The organism is Hymenobacter sp. UV11, from assembly GCF_004684095.1.
GTDB lineage: Bacteria > Bacteroidota > Bacteroidia > Cytophagales > Hymenobacteraceae > Hymenobacter.
On the sequence record NZ_SRII01000004.1, the window covers coordinates 289,898 to 311,447 of the forward strand.

Here is a 21,550-nt window from a genome sequence, read left to right on the forward strand (position 1 = left end):
TTCTCACCCCTAGCATATGCTTGTTTATGAAGTATTTATATAAAAGTCTGCTACCCTTGCTGGCCGGCCTGACCCTGCTGGCCGGCTGCAAAAAGGATATTCCGACCTTCTACCAGCCCGTGGCCGCGCCCGGCTTTTTCAACCTGGGTATTCTGGGGGCTACTACCCTCAACACGGTGTTCAACACCAAGTACGCGCCCGGCGAAACCATCCCGGTAACGGCCCTCTACAACGCGCCCGATAACCTGACTACCATCACGGTTTTCCAGGCTACCAAAACGGACTCGTCGCAGGCGGGCAGCTACCCGGCCGGCGGCACCTTCAACCAGCCCCTGCAATCGACGGCTCAAACGGTGCCTTATGTGGTGCCCGCCGCCTACCCCGCTGGCACGGTGGTGCGCGTAGATGTCACGCTCACGTTTGCCAATGGCGGCACGCGGCTGCGGCGCTTCAGCTACACCGTGGCCAACTCGCCCACGCTCACTTTTGGCAGCCCCGCCGCCACCTACCGCAACGGCCTCAGCGCCACCGCCCAGAGTGAGGGCGACCTCATCGGCTACGCCGTAACGCTGAACGCGGGCGGTATCTCGACTTCTACTGCGCTGGCGCCCAATCTGTTCAAGAACGTGGATAGCCTCGTGTACTACGCCCGCGTGGGCACCACCGGCCCGCTGCTGCGGCAGGGAGTTATCAAAACACCTACCGCCGGCGTGGAGAATAAGCGCACTATCGACCTGCGCGTGCCCACCGGCGCGGCGGCCGGCGGCGGGGCCACGTTCGTGTTTATGGCCTTCGCCCAAAGCACTTCTACCACGCTCACTACCCCCCTGCTGGCGGTGGGCGCGCCTACCCCCCTCCGCACCACCCGCCAGGGCCGAGTGAGCTTCGGCGGCGGCCTACCTACCGATTCACTGGCCTTCAACCTGGTAACCGGCCTCAACGAGCCGGCGGCTAGTGCGGTAACGGGCAAAGACCTGCAGGTAAATGGCCTGTCTAGCACCGGCACGCTCACGCTCAATACGTCGAATACCACTCGCTACTACAAGCTCACCACTGCCCAGCTGGCCGCTACCCCCTACGTCACAGCCAGCGCCAACGCCATTGGCACGCTGCTCTACCAGAATACGACCAGCGCCGACCTGGGCACGCCTGCCGTGGGCGACGTGTACGCCGTGCGCCTGCGCGGCACCACCGAAGTCATGCTGTTGCGCATCCTGGCCCTGAAGGCCAGTACCAACGGCGGGGTAGGGCGCGTCCGATTCGAGTACCGCTCGTTGTAGCTTTGTAGCTCTTCAGCCCGGCTTCATGTAGCCCCGCTGGTGTAGGCCGGCGGGGCTTTTGCGTGGCAGGGCAGCAGTTCATGCCGACCTTTGTCTTCCGGCCCGAGATTTTCCGCGTATGAACAATCGTTTTTTGACCCATTTCCTGGCTTTCGCACTGGCTTGCTTTGCTGTGCTGTTTGGGCTGCGGGCGGGCTTTGGTAGAGTTGTGGTGAACCCGCTGGCGCCGGCCATACTAGGCGTTCTGCTCGGGCTTACGCTACTCGCTTATTGGTTCACGGCATGGTATACCCGGCGCTCACCCGACAACTTCCTGGCGGCCTATTTTGGGGGGGTAGGGGTGCGGCTATTGGTGGGTATCGGGATGGTGTTATTTTATTTTTTTCGGAGTGGTTTGACCGGAAATCACGACTTACTCACCTTCCTCGGTGCATTCTTCCTGGCCTATTTTCTGTGTGCCGGGTTTGAAATCTGGGCTATTTTTAGTAACTTGCGCCCGTTTTCAGACAAGCCGCTCTCGGAAAGTGAATAATTTATGCTCGAGCTTGTATTTTACTCAATATTAATGAAGCGGTTACTTACTCTCTTTCTCTGCTTGTGCACGTTCGCCGGTTTTGCGGCTGAACCCACCGAAACGGGCAAAAAGGAAGAGGCCTTCAACCCCGGCCAAGTTATTTTGCACCACGTAGCCGACTCACACGAGTGGCACTGGTTCAGCACCGACAACGGCAACTTTATTACTTACCTGCCCATCATTGCCTATCAGCCTAGCAAGGGTCTATCGGTTTTCTCTTCTAAGCACATAGTAGAAGGCGAAACATACGGCAATTTTAAGCTCGAGGAAGAACACTTGGTAACTACTGATGGTAGCAAGGTTTACGACTTCTCTATTACCAAAAACGTCGCTGCCCTAGCCGTCAGCAGTCTCGTGCTGGTTATCGTATTTATCTCAGTCGCCAGGACGTATAAGCGCCGCGCTGGTCAGGCCCCTTCCGGCCTGCAAGGCTTTTTGGAGCCTTTCGTTATTTTCATCCGCGACGAAGTAGCTAAGAAGAGCATTGGCCCCAAGTACGAACGCTACATGCCGTACCTGCTCACCGTCTTTTTCTTCATCTGGTTTAACAACCTGCTGGGCCTCACGCCTGGCGCAGCTAACCTTACCGGCAACGTTGCGGTGACGGCTATGCTGGCGGTGCTGACGTTAATTGTGACGCTTTTTAGCAGCAACAAAAACTATTGGACGCACATTTTCTGGACGCCCGGCGTGCCCCTACCCCTGCGAATCATCATGATTCCGGTTGAACTGGTTGGAGTAATTGTGAAGCCTTTTTCGCTGGCTGTACGTCTGTTCGCCAACATCACGGCCGGTCACATTATTATTCTGAGCTTTATCAGTCTCATCTTCATTTTCCGTTCGGCCTACACCGGCTTCTTGTCGGTCCCATTCGGATTGTTCATTAGTGTGCTGGAGTTGCTGGTAGCTATCCTGCAGGCTTACATCTTCACGTTGTTGACCGCCATGTATATCGGCGGCGCTCTCGAAGAGCACCACGATGAAGAGCATGGCCACGGCCATGAGCACGACGATTACGGCTTTGCAGAGGAGCGCCAAGGCGGCTCCAATTTCGCCAACCTTACCAAGCCCGATATCGCGGCTCATTAATAATAGCTGGGCTAGCTACTTATAAGGTAGCCTAGTTGTATTTCCCTTCAAATTTTTCCCTACTCACATTTTCTTTTTTACCATGCTTCTTTCGTTGTTGCTGCAAGTTGTTAATTCGGTTGGTCTGGCTGTAATGGGTGCCGGCATTGGTGCTGGTCTGGCTATCATAGGTGCCGGCCTGGGTATTGGCCGCATCGGCGGTAGTGCCATGGAAGCTATCGGCCGTCAGCCGGAAGCTTCGGGCAAAATTCAGACTGCCATGCTCATCGTGGCCGCTCTGATTGAAGGAGCAGCCTTGTTCGCAGTTGTAGTCTGCCTACTCATCGCGCTGAACTTGAAGTAATCGTGTCGGTATAACCCGGCCGGCTGGCTCTTTCTTCGCACCTAGCGAGAAGGGGCCAGCCGCGCCGGGTTTTCGTTCGGCTAAAGTTTTGGTTGGTTTCTATAAGTAGAATTAAACCAAGTGCTTTGGCAACTTACCTGCCACTGCCGGATGTTTATTGGTGTCGCTTTACGGTGGCATCATCACCCCGATAATTGCCGCTACTATGTCGCTTATCACCCCCGAATTTGGTTTGCTTTTCTGGCAGACCCTTATTTTCCTTCTCCTGTTTCTTCTCCTGGCTAAGTTTGCCTGGAAGCCTATCTTGGGTTCGCTCAAGGAGCGGGAAGACAGCATCGATGAAGCCCTCAGAATGGCCCAAAACGCCAAGCTGGAGATGCAGAGCCTCAAGGCTGGCAACGAGAAGCTGTTGGCTGATGCTCGCCACGAGCGCGACCAAATGCTGAAGGAAGGCCAGGTTATCGCCAACCGGCTCATCGAGCAGGCCAAAACTACCGCCGTAGAAGAAGCCAGCCGCATTGCCCAGCAAGCCCGCGAAGCCATTCAGCAGGAAAAAAACCAGGCTTTGGCCGAGGTAAAAAATACTGCCGCCCAGCTCAGCGTGGATATTGCTGAGCGCGTGCTACGCCGCGAGCTGGCTGAGCCCGCCGCCCAGCAAAATCTGGTAGATGCGTATCTGAAAGACATAAAACTTAATTAGTTGGCAGTTGGCAGTGGCTAGTTGCCAGGCTTTGTAAACAGCCTAATCGACAACTCGCAACTGCTAACTAACAACTGACAGCTAACTAAAAAATGGCCGACCAACGAGTAGCCGCCCGCTATGCCAAGTCCTTGCTGGACTTGGCACAGGAAATGGGCACCTTGCCAACAATTAAGCAGGACATGGACCTGCTGGCCAATACTATGGCCGGCAGCCGCGACCTGCGCCTTTTGTTGCGCAACCCGATTGTGAAGCACGACAAAAAGCTTAACATCCTGACAGCCATCTTTCAGGGCAAAGTGTCGGATATGCTGATGCGCTTTTTTCAGATTCTGACCAGCAAAAACCGTGAGGATGCGCTGGAGTTTATCGGCGACGAGTTTCTGATGCAGTACAACGCCTTGATGGGCGTGCAGGTAGCGGAAGTAACTTCGGCTACTCCCCTCACCCCGGCTACTCGCGCCGAAATCGAAAAGATGGTGAAGCAGCAAACGGGTCTGAAAGATGTTTCGCTCACCGAGAAAATTGATGTCTCGCTGATTGGCGGCTTCGTGTTACGCGTAGGCGACCAGCAGATTGACGATTCGGTAAAGGGCAATTTACGCCGCTTGCGTACGGCCCTGACCGACAATACTTATCAACCTAGCTTAAATTAATTCTTATCATGGCAGAAGTACGCCCGGACGAAGTATCCGCCATCCTGCGGCAGCAGCTGTCCAATTTCAAATCGGCCGCCGAGCTCGAAGAGGTCGGCACGGTGCTCCAGGTCGGCGACGGCGTGGCCCGCATCTATGGTCTGTCGCACGTGCAGTCGGGCGAGCTGATTGAGTTCGAAAACGGCCTGCAAGCGCTGGTGCTGAACTTGGAAGAGGACAACGTAGGTGCCGTTATGCTCGGCGAATACGGCGATATCAAAGAGGGCGCTACTGTGCGCCGCACCAATAAGATTGCTGCCATCCAGGTGGGCGAGGGTATTGTAGGCCGCGTGGTAAATACGCTGGGCCAGCCCATCGACGGTCACGGCCCCATCCAGGGCCAGACCTACGAGATGCCCTTGGAGCGCAAAGCGCCCGGCGTAATTTTCCGCCAGCCGGTAACTGAGCCCCTGCAAACGGGCATCAAGGCTATCGACGCCATGATTCCGATTGGCCGTGGCCAGCGCGAGCTGATTATTGGCGACCGCCAGACTGGCAAATCAACGGTAGCGCTCGACGCCATCCTGAACCAGCGCGAGTTTTACGACCGCGGTGAGCCGGTATTCTGCATCTACGTAGCCATCGGCCAGAAGGCCTCGACGGTTGCCCAAGTAGTACAGTCCCTGACTAAAGGTGGTGCTATGGACTACACAGTGGTGGTAGCAGCTTCGGCCTCTGACCCCGCGCCAATGCAGTTCTACGCGCCTTTCACGGGTGCCGCTATCGGCGAGTACTTCCGCGATACGGGTCGCCCGGCGCTGGTGGTATATGATGACTTGTCGAAGCAGGCCGTGGCCTACCGCGAGGTATCGCTGCTGTTGCGTCGTCCTCCCGGACGCGAAGCCTACCCCGGCGACGTATTCTACCTGCACAGCCGCCTGTTGGAGCGCGCCGCTAAAATCAACGCTTCGGACGAGATTGCGCGCAACATGAACGACCTGCCCGAAAGCCTGAAGCCGCTGGTGAAAGGTGGCGGTTCGCTCACTGCCCTCCCCATCATCGAGACGCAGGCCGGTGACGTATCGGCCTACATCCCGACCAACGTAATCTCGATTACGGATGGCCAGATTTTCCTCGAAACCAACCTCTTCAACTCCGGCGTGCGCCCCGCTATCAACGTGGGTATCTCGGTAAGCCGCGTGGGTGGTAACGCCCAGATTAAGTCGATGAAGAAGGTGTCGGGCACGCTGAAGCTTGACCAGGCGCAGTTCCGCGAGCTGGAGGCTTTCGCCAAGTTCGGTTCAGACCTTGATGCTTCCACCAAGCTCACCATCGAGCGTGGCCGTCGCAACCTGGAAATTTTGAAGCAGCCCCAGTTTTCGCCTGTAAAGGTGGAGGACCAGGTAGCCATCATCTACGCGGCTACCAACGGCCTGCTCGACACCGTACCCGTGAACCGGGTGCGTGAGTTCGAAGTGGAGTTCCGCCAGGTAATGAACGCCCGCAACCCTGAGGTGCTTCAGGCGCTGAAAGCCGGCAAGCTGGATGACTCGGTGACGGGTGCCATTCGCCAAACGGCCAAGGATGTAGCTGCTGGCTACGCTGCTAAGTAAGTATAAATTATGAGTTATGAATTGTGAATTGGCAAACGGCTTCCTCCGCAATGAGGAGGGTAGGTAATTCATAATTCATAATTCAAAACTCATAATTAATCACAATGGCCTCTCTCAAAGAAGTTCGTTCGCGCATCCAATCGGTTTCGAGTACGCAGCAGATTACCAAAGCCATGAAAATGGTGGCGGCGGCCAAGCTGCGCCGGGCCCAGGATAACATTATCCGGATGCGCCCCTATGCCCAGCGACTAACCAGCATTTTGGCTAACCTGACGCGTACTACTACCGATGAGGTAGTGAGCGAATATGGCCAGGTGCGCGATGTGCGTCGGGTGCTCATCATTGCCATTACCTCAGACCGCGGCTTGGCGGGGGCATTTAATTCCAACGTGTTCAAGGGCGTAAATGCTGCCATTGCCGAGCGCTACGCCAATTTGCCGAAGGAGAACATTACGATGTTGGCCATTGGCAAAAAGGCGCACGACTACTACGCCCGGCGCGGCACCAAGCAGGTAGGCGATTACACGCACGTCTTCGCAAAGCTCTCGTTCGATACGGTGCGCGTAGCGGCCGAGGAAGCCATGCGCGGCTTTGTAGAAGGCAGCTACGACCAGGTAGTAATGGTGTACAACGAGTTCAAGAACGTGGCCACCCAGATTATTAAGGTAGAGCAGCTACTGCCACTGGTGCCCACAGAGGTGCCGGGCGGCACGCCCAGCGCTACTGCTCCGGACGCCAGCATCGACTATATTTTCGAGCCCAGCAAAGAGGAGATTATTCAGACCCTCATTCCGCAAAGCCTGAAAATTCAGCTTTACAAAGCTGTATTGGAAAGTAATGCTTCGGAGCATGGCGCCCGCATGACGGCCATGGACAAGGCAACGGACAACGCTGGCGAACTCCTAAAGGCGCTCAAGCTAACGTATAACCGGACGCGTCAGGCGGCCATCACGACGGAGATTCTCGAAATCGTGGGTGGTGCCGAAGCACTGGCTGCAAGTCGGTAATAAGTAACCTCGCTCAAAATTTGAAGAAGCTCAGCAACTAGCAGTTGCTGAGCTTCTTTTTTTGCCTTACTATTGTAAGATTTTGCTTATATACTAGCGAATAAGTGTTCTTCTGGTTCACTTTACTTATGCGTGTCGGTGGTATGAAATACTTGCCTTTAGGGGCTGCCAAAGCTGTCGTATTACGCCGGATTATTTGGCTAGTAGGTTTCATCTGGCTAGCAAGCTCCCTGCAAGCCGCCGGCCAGAAGCTACTTCCGTCAAAAGAGTTGACCGTACTCCGGGATGAAATGCAGCAGCTGCTGGCAGCAAATACCAAGGCAGACTCGGCACGGGTAAACCATCTCAATAAGCTGGCTTTCGCTTTGCGCATTGAAAATACCGTCAAAGCATGGCAGCTGTCTTTGCAGGCCTTGCGGCTGGCACACCACCTGCATTACGAACAAGGCGAGCTTAGCTCCTACGTAAACTTGAGCTATTCTTACCGGGGTAGGAATCAATATGATTCGGCACTTTACTGTTCCAAAAAATCAATAGACCTGGCAGATAAGCTGCAAAATAAGCGGGATGAGCTCAGGATATTGTATAATGTCGTAAGAATTTATATTTATAAGGGTGATTATAGTAAGGCTTACGCTGCAAATGCTAAAGGGCTGGAACTGGCTGGAGTACTAAAGGATGAAAAATTTAAAGTCTTGCATACTATTCAGTATGGCTTGATAGAAAAAGAGTTAGGTAATTACGAGCAAGCGCGCAAGTATTTTGACCGGGCGTTGGCGCTCGCACAAAGTGATAAAGACTACGTCAGTCAGGGGCAAGCCTACAGCGGCCTTGGCGACCTCAACCGCCAGCAAGGCCGCTGGACCTTGGCTGGCTACTACTACACCAAAGCCGCTGCCAGTTATCGCTACGTTTACGGAGCCGATGGGCTACTTGATAATCAAGTAAATATTGCGGAGATGATTGACCGCCAAGGCGACCACCAGGCAGCGATGGTACTGGCAAGAAAGCTGTTTCGGCGGGCAACAGCCTTAAATATCAGTGGGGAAATAGCTCGGACGCAGCTATTGCTAGCGCGCACGCTTCTGGCTACCGGTCATCCGGATAGTGCCCGTTTTTACGGGGCTTCGGGCTTCGTGAAAACCCAGCACAACGGCCTGCGCCCTGAGGAACACCAAGCCGCTTTACTACTGGCCCAAGCCAATGCCAAAATTAAAAGCTGGGCTGAGGCTTATCACTATCAGCTAGTAGCCAGTGCACTGGCCGATACCCTAACGGGGGAGGCTACCCGCCGCCGCATAGCGGGCCTGGAAGGAGAAGCAGCCCAAAAGCGCCAGCAAATTCGGGTGCAGTTGCAGCAGCAGCGTACCTACTTGCAAACGCAGCAACAAGAGCTGACGCGCCTACGCTACCACCAGCAGCAGTTGGCGCTGGCTGGCTCGGCCGCGCTGCTGCTGGCCCTGGGCGGAGGCGTGTTGTGGCGCTACCGCCACCGCGAGCGCCGCCGCCAGGAAGCTATGCGTACGCGCATTGCGGCCGACCTACACGACGAAGTAGGCAGCATGCTCACGCAGATATCCATGCAGAGTACTCTACTGCGCGAGGGCCATTACGCCCCCGCGCAGCAGCAGGCATACCTGGAGCAGATGTCGGAGGCCAGCCGCCGGGCCGCCCGCCAGATGAGCGACGCGGTCTGGAGCATTGATGCCCGCTACGACTCGGCGGCCAGCCTGCTCGACCGCCTACGCGACCACGCCCATGAAGTGCTACCCCCCGCGGGCCTGGAATTGGACTTTCGGGCCGATGCAGCCTTGGCCACGACCACCGTACCGCTGGCTACGCGTCAGGCCTTGTACTACATCTACAAAGAAGCGCTGCACAATATTGTGAAGCACGCGCAGGCCCAGCAAGTGTGGGTAAGCCTGCGGCTGCGGGGCCGCCAGCTAGAGCTGGAAGTGCGGGACGATGGCCGGGGCATACCCAGCGCCGGCCGGCCCGGTGGCCAGGGCCTGCCCAACATGCGCATGCGCACGGCGGCGGTGGGTGGGGCCATCACATTTGATGCAACGGGGCCGGGCACCGCGCTGCTGGTGCGGCTGCCGCTGCGGTAGGGGGGGTAGGCGACGAGCAGCTTCCCATAAAATTCACATCTTTATGCTATAGCGCTGAAGGGTGGCGCCGCCGACCTTTGCCCACGTGATTATCCTCGGCATCATCGAAGACCAGGCGGCAATTCGGGACGCGCTGAGCGAGTATCTTGCTGCGCAGCCTGAGTTTACGTGTGTGCTAAGCACGGCGTCGCACGAGGAGTTTATGGAGCGGCTGCCCGATTTGGCCGAGCCACCGACCCTGGTGCTGTCTGATATTGGCCTGCCCGGGCGCTCGGGTATCGAAGGGCTAGCCATACTGCGGCATGCCTTGCCGATGGTTGAGGTATTGATGCTCAGCGTGTATACCGATGCCGAGCGCGTATTTGAGGCCCTGCGCCAAGGTGCCGTGGGCTACCTCGAAAAAACGACGCCCCTACCCCTGCTCAAGGAGCACTTGCTGCAAGTAGCAGCCGGGGGCTCGCCCATGAGCCCGAGCGTGGCCCGGCACGTTACCCGGTATTTCCGGCCCCTGCCGCCTACCCCTGCTGAAAGCCTTACACCCCGCGAGCAGGATATCGTGCGCGGCATTGAAGACGGCCTGAGCTACAAGCTGATTGCCGACCGCCTCCACGTTAGTCTCGACACTGTGCGCAGCCACATTCGGCAAGTGTACCGCAAGCTGCACGTCAATTCCAAGGCCGAAATAATGGTCCGGCGGCAACGCCCGCTCTTGTTCTGGTAGCTGGCCGTTCACAGCTGCCACTCGTTGTTTTTACTCAATCTTCTGTCTTTTCCAATCTTCTGTCTTTACCCAATCTTCTGCTTTTCTGAGTTATGAAATCTGCCTTTCCCAATCTCTCTGTTCCAGCTATTTCGAACACCACGCTTACCACCCGGCAGCGTGAAGTCGAAACAGCCTTGCTAGTGCAGGGACTATGTGGGCATTCGCCCAACCTAACCGTGCGCGCGCAACTACAGCGCTACGTGGCTGGGGAATTGAGTCGTGAACAGGCTTTTGCCAGCCTGTACGAGGGGCTGCAATAAGCCCAAGACTTACCAGCGATATGGCCCAGGCAGTTCGCTGGCTATACAAAAGCACCCTTGCTACCCCGTGGCAAGGGTGCTTTTGTATTTATATAGGATGGCGGCCTATAGAAGCCGCTCCGGCCGGAGCGGTGGTATTTTTGCGCTTCCATGCGCTACTTCATTCATTTTGCCTACGATGGCACGGCCTACTGCGGCTGGCAGGTGCAGCCCGGTGTACCCACCGTACAGGCCACCCTCGACAAGGCGCTGACCCAGGTATTGCGCCAGCCGGTGCACTCACTGGGCAGCGGGCGCACCGATACGGGCGTGCACGCCAGCCATCAGGTGGCGCATTTTGAGGCCGATTTTCCGGCTGAGATGACCTTCGACCTGCTCCGCTACCGCCTCAACCGGGCCCTACCCCCCGATGTGCAGGTGCTGCGCATTCACCCGGTGGGCGACAAGGACCACGCCCGCTTTTCGGCCGAGATACGCACCTACGAGTACTTCGTGAGCCTGCGGCCCGACCCGTTTCGGCGCGACCAGGCGCTGTACCTCGACCGGGCGCCCGACGTGACGGCCATGAATGAGGCCGCCGCCTACCTGGTGGGCCAGTTCGATTTTACGGCGTTTTCGAAGGTGAAGGGTGGGGAGAGCCACTACGTGTGCTACCTCTACGAAGCGGGCTGGCGCGCGGCGCCCAACGGGCTGGTGTTCCGCATTCGGGCCAACCGCTTTGTGCGGGGCATGGTGCGGCTGGTGGTGGGTACGCTGCTCGATGTGGGCCGTGGCAAGCTCACGCCGCTGGAGTTTCAGCAGGTGCTGCACCGGCAGCAGCGCGTGGCGGCCAGTGGCGCGGCCCCGGCTAAAGGCCTGTATTTAAGTAAGGTAGAGTACGCGCCCGGAATTATCCCGGATTCACCCGACTTGCTTGAGGCGCTGTATTCAGCATAAAAAAGCCTGTTTAGTTTCCGAACCCCCGACTTATCAGTACAAAACAGTCTACCAGAGAGGGTAGGGGGTCGGTAGTGGCGGCAACGAAACCTGCCGACCTTTGTTAGTAGACCACTGCTTATGAATCCAACTTCTGCTACCAAAACCGGCCAGGTATTCGACTGGCTGGTGCTTCGCCGCCTGCTGACTTACGTGACACCCTACCGGACCACGTTTATCGGTCTTATTGCGCTCACCGTAGCCACGGCGGTGCTGGGCACCGTGCGCCCGGCGCTCATTCAGCGCATGGTGGACGTGGACATCACCAACAACGATTGGGCGGGCCTCAACCGCTCAACCACGTGGCTGCTGGGCCTACTGCTGGTGCACACTCTGGTGAGCTACTTGCAGACCTACTACGGCGGCTGGCTGGGCCAATACATCGTGCGCGACATTCGCACCGACCTGTTTCGGCACCTGCTCAGCCTCAAGCTCAGCTTTTTTGACCGTACGCCCATCGGCGTGCTCGTGACGCGCAACATCTCGGACGTGGAAACGCTGGCCGACGTGTTTAGCGAGGGCCTGGCGGCGATGGTCGGCGACCTGCTGCAAATCGTCTTCCTGATGATTTTCATGTTCTGGACCAACTGGCAGCTGGCCCTCATCAGCCTGTCCGTTATTCCGCCGCTGCTCTTCAGCACCTATGTCTTCAAGGAGAAGGTAAAGGGTAGCTTTCAAGAGGTGCGCAACGCGGTGGCCAAGCTCAATTCCTTCGTGCAGGAGCACCTGACGGGCATGAACGTGGTGCAGATTTTCAACAACGAAACGCGCGAATACAAGAAATTCAAGGACATCAACGAGGAGCACACCCGCGCCAACATCAAGTCGGTACTCTACTACAGCATCTACTTTCCGGTGGCCGAGGTGCTGGGCGCGATAGGGGTAGGGCTGCTGGTGTGGTACGCCGCGCAGGGCCAGATTAACGGCAGCATCTCGAAGGGTGAGCTGATTGCCTTTATCATGTACAACGCGCTGTTCTTCCGGCCCATTCGCCAGATTGCTGACCGCTTCAACACCCTGCAGCTGGGCTTGGTGAGCACCGAGCGCCTGCTCAAATTATTGGATAGCAAGGACCTGATTTCCAGTTCGGGCACCCTGACCGTGCCGCAGCTACAAGGCGAGGTGGAATTCGACCACGTGTGGTTTGCCTACAACCAGCAGGATGGCCCCACCGACGACCCCGAGTGGGTGCTGCGCGACATCAGCTTTCACGTGCAGCCGGGCCAGACGGTGGCTTTCGTGGGCGCCACCGGCGCGGGCAAAACCAGCATTATCAACCTGCTTTCGCGCTTCTACGACATTCAGCAGGGCCACATCAAGGTCGATGGCCACGACCTGCGCGACTACGACCTGAGCCAGCTGCGCCGCCAGATAGGGGTAGTGCTGCAGGACGTGTTCCTGTTTGCCGGTTCCATCCGGGCCAACATCACGCTCGGTAACCGTGACATAAGCGATGCCAAAATCTGGGAAGCGGCGGCCCTGGTGGGCGCCCAGCGCTTTATAGAGCGCCTGCCCGGCGGCCTCGACTACCCGGTGATGGAGCGCGGCGCCACGCTCTCGGTGGGCCAGCGCCAGCTCATCAGCTTTGTGCGGGCGCTGGTGTACGAGCCGCGCGTGATTGTGCTCGACGAGGCCACGTCGTCCGTCGATTCGGAAACGGAGGAGATGATTCAGGGCGCCATCGACAAGCTCATGGAAGGCCGCACGGCGCTGGTTATCGCCCACCGGCTCAGCACCATCCAGAAAGCCGACCGCATCATCGTGCTCGACCGCGGCGAAATTAAGGAAACCGGCACCCACGACGAGCTGCTGCGCCTCGGCGGCTACTATGCCCAGCTCTACCGTATGCAATATGCTAGCAGTGAGCAGTTAGCAATGAACAGTGAGCACTTGACAACTGATACCGAGTAACAAGCCTAAGTAGCTGCTAACTGTTTCTTGTTCACTGTTCATTACGTTATGCGTTTTTTCTTTCCCCTCGTTCTCGTCTTCACCGCCATTGGCCTGGGCATCTATGCCTACCTGGGTGGGCTGCGCTCGCCCACGGTGGGCCTCGAAACCCTTGCTACCCCCGTGCTGCTGGCCGGCCAACCGTTTCACGGTAAGGTCGATGACGCGCGCTTCGGCGAGCTGTTTCGTGCGGCCAAGGTCCGGCAGGATGCCAGCCCTACCCCCCCGCCGCTGGCCAACCTCTACTACAATAATCCTGAGTCGGCGCACGATTCCATCCGGGCCTTTGTGGGCCTGCTGGTGCCCGACACGGCCGCCGCGCTGCCCACGGGCTGGCGCTACCGCGTGGTGCCGGCCGGCCGGCGCGTGGTGGCCGCCCGCGTGCAAGGCGTGAGCTTTTTGCTGGCGCCCGGCAAGCTCTACGCCGCCGCCCAGCAGGGCATGAAAGACCTGAACCTAACCGGGCAGCCCTTCTACCTGGAGCAGTTTGGGCTGGATGAGGTGGATGTGCTGCGGGTAGGCGTGAAATAGGCGGCGATTAAACCAGTCTCAAAGTTGAAATGGTAGCGGCACACTCTTTTTCATCTCTTGCCGCAAGAACGCAAGAATGAGTGCGCAGAAACGCGTCTTTCCAACAAACACGGTTATAAACTAAAAAAGCCAACCCTTCTCACAAGAGAAGGGTTGGCTTTTTTAAGTCGGGGTGGCAGGATTCGAACCTACGACCTCTGCGTTCCGAACACAGCGCGCTACCGGGCTGCGCTACACCCCGAGTACTGGCGGGGCCGATGGGGCGGCTCCGCAGCAAAAATCCAAATTTAGCAAAGTTGCCTAAAAAGGCCCCCGACCCGAAAGTCGGGGGCCTTTTCGTGGGGCAAACTTGCTCCTCGGTCGGAGTGGCAGGATTCGAACCTACGACCTCCAGCACCCCATGCTGGCGCGATACCAGGCTACGCTACACCCCGAGGGCATTTGGAGGTGCAAAGGTAGGGGTAGGGCCGGGATTTTCGCAAGCGGCCCCGACTTTTTTCCGGATTAAAAGCAAAAAAAAGGGTATTTGCGAGTCAAGCCCTTCACTCCTAGCCAGTAAAAAAATAGGTTAGGGTATTTTGCCGGCGGCAGTATCTTTACCCAACTAAGTCGGTGTCCCATTTTAGTCCAATAACCTTTATGAAACCACTCGTTATACTCGCCAGTGCGCTGCTGCTGGCTCCGCTGGGCCTACTGGCGCAAAAAGCCCCCGCGGCCAAGCCCAAACCGGCCGCCGCCAAGCCAGCCGCGGCCAAACCTGCTGCCAAGCCAGCCGCTATGGTTGCCAAGGCTGCTACCCCCGGCGCCACGGCCGACGCGGCCGAGGCATCGTCTGCTCCCATTGCCCTGGCCCCGGTAACGCCCGCGCCCGACCCCAACGCCTTAAAAATCAAGGCTGAGCAAAATCCTATTGCCCATACTCTCACGGTGCGCTGCGACGCACCTGGCCCTACCCGCTTCGAAATCAACGACAACGAAGGCCGCCCGGTACTCACCAAAAACGTAATGGTCGGCACCTCGCCGGTCGTGCTCAGCGTGTCGTCGCTCCCCGCCGGGTCCTACGTGGTGCGCTGCACCGCCGGCGAGAAAAAAGGCATGCGCCTGGTGCAGCTGAGTAATTGAGGTGCTAAAATGGCAGTAGCACGAACTGGAAAGTTCGCGCTACTGCCTTTAACCTGCTTAGTCCACCGTCGCTTCGGTCTGGAGCTGGCGCTCGTAGAGGGCGCGGTAGAGGCCGTCGGCCTCGGCCATGAGGGTGGCGTGGGGACCATGCTGCACAATCTGGCCGTCATCGATGACCAGGATTTCGTCGGCTAGCTTCACGGAGCTTACGCGGTGCGAGATGATGAGGCTGGTGCGGTTTTTCATCACCCGCTGCAAGCTGTCGAGGATGGCGTTTTCGGTCTTGGTATCAACGGCCGAGAGGGAGTCGTCAAGAATCAGGATTTTGGGCTCCTTCACTAGGGCGCGGGCCATGCTCACGCGCTGCTTCTGGCCGCCCGAAAGCGTGATGCCGCGCTCGCCCACTTTGGTATCGAAGCCCTCGGGGAAGCGGATAATGTTGTCGTATACGTCGGCGTCGCGGGCGGCCTGGCTCATGCGCGCCTCGTCGGGCTGGTCGAGGCCGAAGTTGATGTTGTTGCGAATGCTGTCCGAAAACAGGAACACGTCCTGCGGTACGTAGCCGATTTGCTCGCGCAGCGAGGTGAGCGCGTAGTCGCGCACGTCCACGCCATCGACACGGATGGTGCCGTCGGTTACGTCGTAGAGCCGGCACAGCAGCGCCGCGATGGTGCTCTTGCCCGAGCCCGTGTTGCCGATAACGGCCAGCGTCTGGCCCTTCTGGATGCGGAAGCTTACGTCGCGCAGCGCCGTGATGCCAGTATCGGGGTAGGTGAACGTGACGTGGTCAAACACAATGTCGCCGGTGATTTCCCGCTCCACGTTGTGCCGCGAAACAATGTCGGTTTTCTCGTCCAGAAACTCGTTGATGCGGGCCTGCGACGCCTCGGCGCGCTGCACCAGCGACGACGTCCAGCCCAGCGCCGTAACCGGCCAGGTCAGCAGGTTTACATAAATGATGAACTCGGCAATGCTGCCCGTGGTGATGGTGCCGCGGATAACTTCTTGGCCACCAATCCAAACCGTGACAATGGTGCTGATACCCACCAAAAACAGAATGAGCGGGAAAAATAGCGAATTCACGAAGTTCAGGCTCAAGGACTTGTCCTTATACTCGTTGGTCGAAACCTGGAACTGCTCGGACGAATCTTCCTGGCGCACGAACGACTTGAGCACCCGAATGCCTGAAAACGCTTCCTGGGTGAAGGTCGTCATGGCCGCCAGCGCCCGTTGAATATCATCCGACTTTTTCTCAATCAGATTATTAACGTAGAAAATGCTGACCGACAAAATCGGGAGGGGTAGGAGGGTGAGCACCGTCAGCTTCACGTTGACGAGCAGCATGAGTGGCACCACCAGTACAAACAGCAGCACCAGCTGCAGAAAATACATGATGCCCGGCCCCAGGTACATGCGCACGCGGCCCACGTCTTCAGAAATGCGCGACATGAGGTCGCCGGTGCTGTGGCGGCGGTAAAAGCTGAGCGGCAGCGACTGGTAGTGCTGATAAATCTGGTTTTTCTGGTCGTTTTCGACGCGCCGCGACATCACGATGAGCGTCTGGCGCATAAAAAACAGGAAAATGCCGCGCAGTAGGGCCAGCGCGATAATAACCATCCCATAAAACAGCACGTTGCGCCCAAACAGCTGGTACACCCCCGCCTGCGACTGCGTGCCGGCATACAGGTGGTAGAGGTCGATGCCCTCATTCACCAAATCGAAGGAGTAGCGCACCAGCTGCGCCGGAAAAATGGTCAGCAGCGTGCTTAAAATTACGAATAGCACTCCGCCGAGGAAATGCCATTTGTAGCGAAAAATATGCGGATTGACGGCAGCGAGAGCGCGGGTTGGCATGGGCAGGAGGGGGGTAGGGGCCGGAAAACCGGGCCGCAACCGGAAAAAATCGGGTACTTTTGTGGCCGCAACGGCGTTTGGACTGGCTATGGCCACCTAAACAAAGTTACACCCCACTCTTCCCTCCCATTCCCACCCATTTTCCTTTTTAACCCTATGGTACTCGACGCGCCAACCCAGGCCCCTGCTTCTATTTTTGAGCAGGTAGCCGAATTTCAGCACGAGCAAGTGGTGTACTGCCACGACCACGAAACTGGCCTCAAGGCCATTATCGGCATCCACAATACCGTCCTCGGGCCGGCATTGGGGGGCACCCGCATGTGGCATTATGCCAACGAGGCCGAGGCCCTGCACGATGTGCTGCGCCTGAGCCGCGGCATGACCTACAAGGCCGCCATCTCGGGCCTGAACCTGGGCGGCGGCAAGGCCGTGATTATCGGCGATGTGAAGAAGCTCAAGAACGAAGCGCTGCTGCGCAAGTTTGGCCGCTTCGTGAACAACCTGAACGGCAAGTATATAACCGCCGAAGATGTGAACATGACCACCAAGGACATGGAGTACATCCGGATGGAAACCAAGCACGTAGCCGGCTTGCCCGAAAGCATGGGAGGTAGCGGCGACCCGTCGCCGGTGACCGCCTACGGCACCTACATGGGCATGAAGGCCGCTGCCAAAAAAGCCTTCGGCTCGGATAGCCTCGCCGGCAAGCGCGTGGCTGTGCAGGGGGTAGGGCACGTGGGCACATACCTGCTGGAGTATTTGCAGAAGGAAGGCGCCCAGCTGGTACTCACCGACTACTATGAGGAGCGCGCCTACGAGGCGGCCAGCCGCTTTGGTGCGCGGGCCGTGGGCCTCGACGAAATCTATGACCAGGACGTGGATATCTACTCGCCCTGCGCGCTCGGCGCCACGATTAATGACGACACCATTGGCCGGCTCAAGTGCCGCGTTATCGCGGGCTGCGCCAACAACCAGCTGGAAAACGAGAATGAGCACGGTCCCGAGCTGGTGCGCCGCGGCATCGTGTACGCCCCCGACTTCCTCATCAATGCCGGCGGCCTCATCAACGTGTACGCCGAAATAGGGGGTAGCAGCCGCCAGGGCGCGCTGGCCCAAACCGAAAGAATCTACGACTACACCCTGCAAGTGCTCGACAAAGCGGAGCAGGAAAACAGCCACCCCCAGGCGGCTGCCATTCGCCAGGCCCAGGAGCGCATCGAGCGCGTGGGCCGGGTAAAATCGACTTACTAAAACGTCTGTCATTGCGAGGAGGAACGACGAAGCAATCTTTCCTTCACGATTGGTAGACGTTAGCCAACGATAAGGAAGGATTGCTTCGTCGTTCCTCCTCGCAATGACAGACGTTTTTAGACTACAATAAACAACGAATCAACGAAATGCTAAACCGCCGTCTTCTCCGCATCAAAGTCATGCAGGCCCTTTATGCCTACCAGCAAGCGGTAGCCGCCGATTTGCTGCTGGCCCAGGACCTCATTGCGGCGGCTTTTGAGCCCAACCTCGCGGCCGATAAGGCCCCCGACCGCCGCCTGCTCGAAGGCCAGCGCAAGCTAGGCGAGGCGCAGCTGCGCGAGTGGCACCGCACCGGCGAAATGCCCGAGTCGGGCTCCGACGACAAGGAAGTGGCCGCCGCCGTGCAAGGCGCCGTAGACTACTACCAGAAAATGGTGCAGAAGGAAGGCACCTTCTACGGCGGGCAATTGCTGCACGGCGCCGAGAGCATTCACGACCAGTATTTGCACCTGCTAAACCTGCCGCAGGCCCTGCTTCAGCTCATTACGGAGGATAATGAGCGCGAGGCCCGGCGCTTTACCGGCCCGCGCTTCGAGGCCGAGGGTACGGCCCGGCTGTTTGAGAACGCGGCTTTTGTGAAAATGCGTGAGAACGAGCAGCTGCTGCAAACCACCATCAAGCGCAAGCTGCAATGGACCGATGCCGAGGAGCTGGAAGCCCTGCGCGAAGCCTGGCAGAAGGAGATGAAGCCCGACGAAACCGTGCAGGCCTACCTGGCCGGCAAAAACACGGGCTTGGTCGAAACCGACTACGAAACCGACATGGAGCTGGTGCGCCACCTCTACAAAGACTTCGTATTCAAGGGCGAAGCGCTACCCCGCTACCTGGAGGGCGACGACCTGAACTGGGAGGAAAACCGCCCCATCGTGCGTAACCTGGTGCTGAAGACGCTGAAAATGCTGCCCTACCCCGCCGACGAGAAGCAGGAGCTGATGAACCTGAGCGCCAACTGGCAGGACGACCGCGACTTTGCCGAAACGCTCTACAAGCAGACCCTGGCCGACGATGCCAAGTCGGAGAAGCTCATTGCCGACGCGACGCCCAACTGGGACGTGGAGCGGGTAGCTTTGCTGGATAAAATCATCCTCAAGATGGCGCTCTGCGAGATGCAGCTTTTCCGGGGCATCCCGGTGAAGGTGACCATCAACGAGTACATCGAAATCAGCAAAGTATACAGCACCCCTAAGAGCAAACAATTCGTAAACGGGGTACTGGATAAGCTTGCTCAGGACTTGGCGGCGAGCGGCGACATCCGCAAGTCGGGCCGGGGCCTGCTTGATAACCAGTAAGTAATGGTCGGTGCGCACGGATTGCGGTTGCGCAGCGTTATAAGTGGGTAGTATTTGCCCACTAATCACGGACCATTCATCTTTCATCTCTAATCTTTAACCTTAAAAAGAATGGCTAGCAAAACCACCACCGGCCTGCTGTGCTTCACGGGTGGCGCCCTTGCCGGGGCCGCCATCAGCCTGCTCTACGCCCCCGAAAACGGCCGCGAAACCCGCTCCTGGCTCAGCTACCAGCTGGAGAAGTACCGCTCGGTACTCGCCGACCTCACCGAAAGCCTGGTCACGAGCCGCGACAACACCCCGTCGTCGGCCAAGAGCGAGGGCCAGCGCGTGATTCAGGATGCCAAGAGCAAGGCCGAGCAGCTGCTGGGCGACGTTGACCAACTCATCAGCCAGATTAACTCGCGCCGCTCCATCCAATAAGCCAAGCGTTTGACTACGATGAGTGAGCGAGTAAACGGCTAGTGGCCAGTTGCTTGCTCACTCATTAATTTTTGATTGGGCACCCTGCCTACCCCCTTTTTACTCCTGCAAGCATGCATCTCGTAACTCTTATTCCCGGCGACGGTATTGGCCCGGAAATCACCCGTGCCGTAGTCGATATTTTCACGGCGGCCCAAGTGCCCGTGCAGTGGGACTCGCACAACGCCGGCGAAACGGCCCTGGCCGAAAGCGGCCAGCTGCTGCCCCAGTCGCTGTTCGACTCGCTGGAGCGCACCCGCGTAGGCCTGAAAGGCCCCGTGACGACGCCGGTAGGAAAGGGTTTTCGGAGCGTGAACATCACGCTGCGCCAGAAGTACGACCTGTACCAGAACGTGCGCCCGGTTAAGACCACTGAAGGCATTACTACCCCCTTCAAAGGTATTAACCTCGTGCTGTTTCGCGAAAATACCGAGGGCCTGTACGCGGGCCTGGAGCTGTGGGATGAGCGCCTGGGCATTGCCGATTCTATCAGCCGCAACACGGTGGTGGGGTGCCGCAAAATCAGCCGCGCGGCCTTTGCCTACGCCGCCAAGCACGGGCGCAAGCATGTGACGCTGGCTCACAAAGGCAACATCCTGAAGATGGCGGGCAAGCTGATGATTGATGCCTGCCGCGAAGCCGCCGCCGAGTTTCCGGAAGTCACATTCTACGACGACCGCATCATCGACAACATGTGCATGCAGCTGGTTGTCAAGCCGCAGCAGTTCGACGTGATTGTAACGACCAACCTGTTTGGCGACATTCTTTCCGACCTGTGCGCCGGCTTGGTGGGCGGCCTGGGGGTAGTGAGCGGCGCCAACATCGGCGACGACATGGCCATTTTTGAGGCTGTGCACGGCTCGGCCCCCGACATTGCGGGCCAGGGCAAAGCCAACCCCACGGCCCTGCTGCGCTCGGCCCTGATGATGCTGGAGCACCTTGGCGAGAAGGACTACGCCACCCGCATCGAAACCGCGCTCAACGCGACGCTGCTGCACCAAGAGCAGTGCACCGGCGACCTGGGCGGCAAGGCCTCGACTACCGAGTTTGCCCAGCATATTATCGACAAGCTAAAATAAAGACTTTAACCAAACCCCGCGCGGTGACCCTTTCGGGGCATGGTGCGGGCCGCGTATATGTTGCGTTCTACTCTTTCCTCTTTGGCCGTGGCCGCCCTGCTACTGGGCGGCTGTAGCTACGACAAGCCCACCGACGCCGGCACCCAGGGCATGAATGCCGCCGCCGACGACGCGGCCGCTGACGCCAAAGCCAACCCGACCATCGACAACCCCAACGTGGCCAGCGATACCGAGGCGGCCAACCCCAACGCGCCGGTCATGACTTTTGCCGAAAGCCAGTTCGATTTTGGTGATATTCAGCCCGATAGCAAGGTTCGCCACACCTTCAAGTTTACCAACACGGGCAAGTCGCCGCTGCTCATTGCCGATGCCACGGCCAGCTGCGGCTGCACTACCCCCAGCTGGACCAAGGACGCCATTGCGCCCGGCGCCAGCGGCGAGATGGAGGTGCAATTTGACAGCCGCGGCAAGCAGGGCCTCATCAGCAAGCAGGTGAGCGTGCGGGCCAACACCCAACCCAGCATCACCACTATATACATCAAAGGCAACGTGCTGACGAAATAAGGGGGTAGGGACCGGGCCGAGTGCCAGACTTACTATCC

At 58.1% G+C, this 21,550-nt stretch carries 21 protein-coding genes and 2 tRNA genes; 20 read left to right on the forward strand and 3 right to left on the reverse strand.

From position 1 onward, the window contains the following. Nucleotides 1–26 precede the first annotated feature (26 nt). From E4631_RS08665 to E4631_RS08730, 14 genes are all read left to right on the forward strand, one after another. Complete coding sequence (locus E4631_RS08665) at nt 27–1,280, forward strand: hypothetical protein (protein WP_133659699.1); 1,254 nt, start codon at nt 27–29, stop codon at nt 1,278–1,280. A gap of 118 nt (nt 1,281–1,398) precedes the next feature. Continuing rightward, nucleotides 1,399–1,812, forward strand: a complete 414-nt coding sequence (locus E4631_RS08670; protein WP_133659700.1) for a hypothetical protein — start codon at nt 1,399–1,401, stop codon at nt 1,810–1,812. Nucleotides 1,813–1,875: 63 nt separating this feature from the next. Beyond that, entirely contained in the window at nt 1,876–2,943 is a 1,068-nt protein-coding gene (gene atpB, locus E4631_RS08675) for a F0F1 ATP synthase subunit A (RefSeq protein ID WP_240734777.1), read from the forward strand. 82 nt (nt 2,944–3,025) lie between these two features. Next, a complete protein-coding gene (gene atpE, locus E4631_RS08680) occupies nt 3,026–3,286 on the forward strand; it encodes an ATP synthase F0 subunit C (protein WP_068338359.1) in 261 nt (86 codons plus the stop codon). Nucleotides 3,287–3,491: 205 nt separating this feature from the next. Further along, on the forward strand, nt 3,492–3,986 hold the full coding sequence (locus E4631_RS08685; protein WP_133659702.1) for a F0F1 ATP synthase subunit B: 495 nt from the start codon (nt 3,492–3,494) through the stop codon (nt 3,984–3,986). 92 nt (nt 3,987–4,078) lie between these two features. Beyond that, a complete protein-coding gene (atpH, locus tag E4631_RS08690; RefSeq protein WP_133659703.1) occupies nt 4,079–4,642 on the forward strand; it encodes an ATP synthase F1 subunit delta in 564 nt (187 codons plus the stop codon). A gap of 8 nt (nt 4,643–4,650) precedes the next feature. Next, nucleotides 4,651–6,234 carry a F0F1 ATP synthase subunit alpha gene (atpA, locus tag E4631_RS08695; RefSeq protein WP_133659704.1) on the forward strand — a complete coding sequence of 528 codons (1,584 nt, stop codon included), beginning with the start codon at nt 4,651–4,653 and terminating at the stop codon, nt 6,232–6,234. 104 nt (nt 6,235–6,338) lie between these two features. Then, nucleotides 6,339–7,241, forward strand: coding sequence for an ATP synthase F1 subunit gamma (gene atpG / locus E4631_RS08700; protein ID WP_133659705.1), 903 nt, complete (start codon nt 6,339–6,341; stop codon nt 7,239–7,241). A gap of 695 nt (nt 7,242–7,936) precedes the next feature. Beyond that, a complete protein-coding gene (locus E4631_RS08705) occupies nt 7,937–9,352 on the forward strand; it encodes a tetratricopeptide repeat-containing sensor histidine kinase (protein WP_166648248.1) in 1,416 nt (471 codons plus the stop codon). A 61-nt stretch (nt 9,353–9,413) separates the two neighbouring features. Next, on the forward strand, nt 9,414–10,073 hold the full coding sequence (locus tag E4631_RS08710) for a response regulator transcription factor (RefSeq protein ID WP_133659707.1): 660 nt from the start codon (nt 9,414–9,416) through the stop codon (nt 10,071–10,073). A 92-nt stretch (nt 10,074–10,165) separates the two neighbouring features. Further along, a complete protein-coding gene (locus tag E4631_RS08715; protein ID WP_133659708.1) occupies nt 10,166–10,375 on the forward strand; it encodes an antitoxin VbhA family protein in 210 nt (69 codons plus the stop codon). A gap of 150 nt (nt 10,376–10,525) precedes the next feature. Next, entirely contained in the window at nt 10,526–11,311 is a 786-nt protein-coding gene (truA, locus tag E4631_RS08720; protein WP_133659709.1) for a tRNA pseudouridine(38-40) synthase TruA, read from the forward strand. Between the two features lie 120 nt (nt 11,312–11,431). Then, nucleotides 11,432–13,261: an ABC transporter ATP-binding protein gene (locus E4631_RS08725; protein WP_133659710.1), complete on the forward strand. Its 1,830-nt coding sequence runs from the start codon at nt 11,432–11,434 to the stop codon at nt 13,259–13,261. Between the two features lie 48 nt (nt 13,262–13,309). Next, nucleotides 13,310–13,831 (forward strand): hypothetical protein, encoded by a 522-nt coding sequence (locus tag E4631_RS08730; protein WP_133659711.1) that lies wholly within the window; start codon nt 13,310–13,312, stop codon nt 13,829–13,831. Nucleotides 13,832–13,998: 167 nt separating this feature from the next. Here the strand turns inward: E4631_RS08730 and E4631_RS08735 are convergent. Together E4631_RS08735 and E4631_RS08740 are read right to left on the reverse strand one after the other, a co-directional pair. Further along, a tRNA-Pro gene (locus tag E4631_RS08735) sits at nt 13,999–14,072 on the reverse strand. Between the two features lie 119 nt (nt 14,073–14,191). Continuing rightward, nucleotides 14,192–14,265, reverse strand: a tRNA-Pro gene (locus E4631_RS08740). Nucleotides 14,266–14,470: 205 nt separating this feature from the next. Here E4631_RS08740 and E4631_RS26240 point away from each other — a divergent pair. Beyond that, complete coding sequence (locus E4631_RS26240; RefSeq protein ID WP_133659712.1) at nt 14,471–14,953, forward strand: T9SS type A sorting domain-containing protein; 483 nt, start codon at nt 14,471–14,473, stop codon at nt 14,951–14,953. Between the two features lie 57 nt (nt 14,954–15,010). Here E4631_RS26240 and E4631_RS08750 read toward each other — a convergent pair whose 3' ends face one another. Beyond that, nucleotides 15,011–16,807 carry an ABC transporter ATP-binding protein gene (locus E4631_RS08750; RefSeq protein WP_133659713.1) on the reverse strand — a complete coding sequence of 599 codons (1,797 nt, stop codon included), beginning with the start codon at nt 16,805–16,807 and terminating at the stop codon, nt 15,011–15,013. A gap of 156 nt (nt 16,808–16,963) precedes the next feature. On the opposite strand from E4631_RS08750, the gene E4631_RS08755 reads away from it, so the two are divergent. From E4631_RS08755 to E4631_RS08775, 5 genes are all read left to right on the forward strand, one after another. Further along, nucleotides 16,964–18,058: a Glu/Leu/Phe/Val dehydrogenase dimerization domain-containing protein gene (locus E4631_RS08755; protein ID WP_133659714.1), complete on the forward strand. Its 1,095-nt coding sequence runs from the start codon at nt 16,964–16,966 to the stop codon at nt 18,056–18,058. A 179-nt stretch (nt 18,059–18,237) separates the two neighbouring features. Continuing rightward, the gene (nusB, locus tag E4631_RS08760) at nt 18,238–19,407 is read left to right on the forward strand and encodes a transcription antitermination factor NusB (protein ID WP_240734779.1); all 1,170 of its coding nucleotides are present in this window, start codon (nt 18,238–18,240) and stop codon (nt 19,405–19,407) included. 111 nt (nt 19,408–19,518) lie between these two features. Then, nucleotides 19,519–19,830 (forward strand): YtxH domain-containing protein, encoded by a 312-nt coding sequence (locus E4631_RS08765; protein ID WP_133659716.1) that lies wholly within the window; start codon nt 19,519–19,521, stop codon nt 19,828–19,830. A gap of 113 nt (nt 19,831–19,943) precedes the next feature. Beyond that, nucleotides 19,944–20,948 (forward strand): isocitrate/isopropylmalate dehydrogenase family protein, encoded by a 1,005-nt coding sequence (locus E4631_RS08770; RefSeq protein ID WP_133659717.1) that lies wholly within the window; start codon nt 19,944–19,946, stop codon nt 20,946–20,948. Between the two features lie 87 nt (nt 20,949–21,035). Beyond that, nucleotides 21,036–21,512, forward strand: a complete 477-nt coding sequence (locus E4631_RS08775) for a DUF1573 domain-containing protein (RefSeq protein WP_133659718.1) — start codon at nt 21,036–21,038, stop codon at nt 21,510–21,512. The last annotated feature ends 38 nt before the right edge of the window (nt 21,513–21,550 follow it).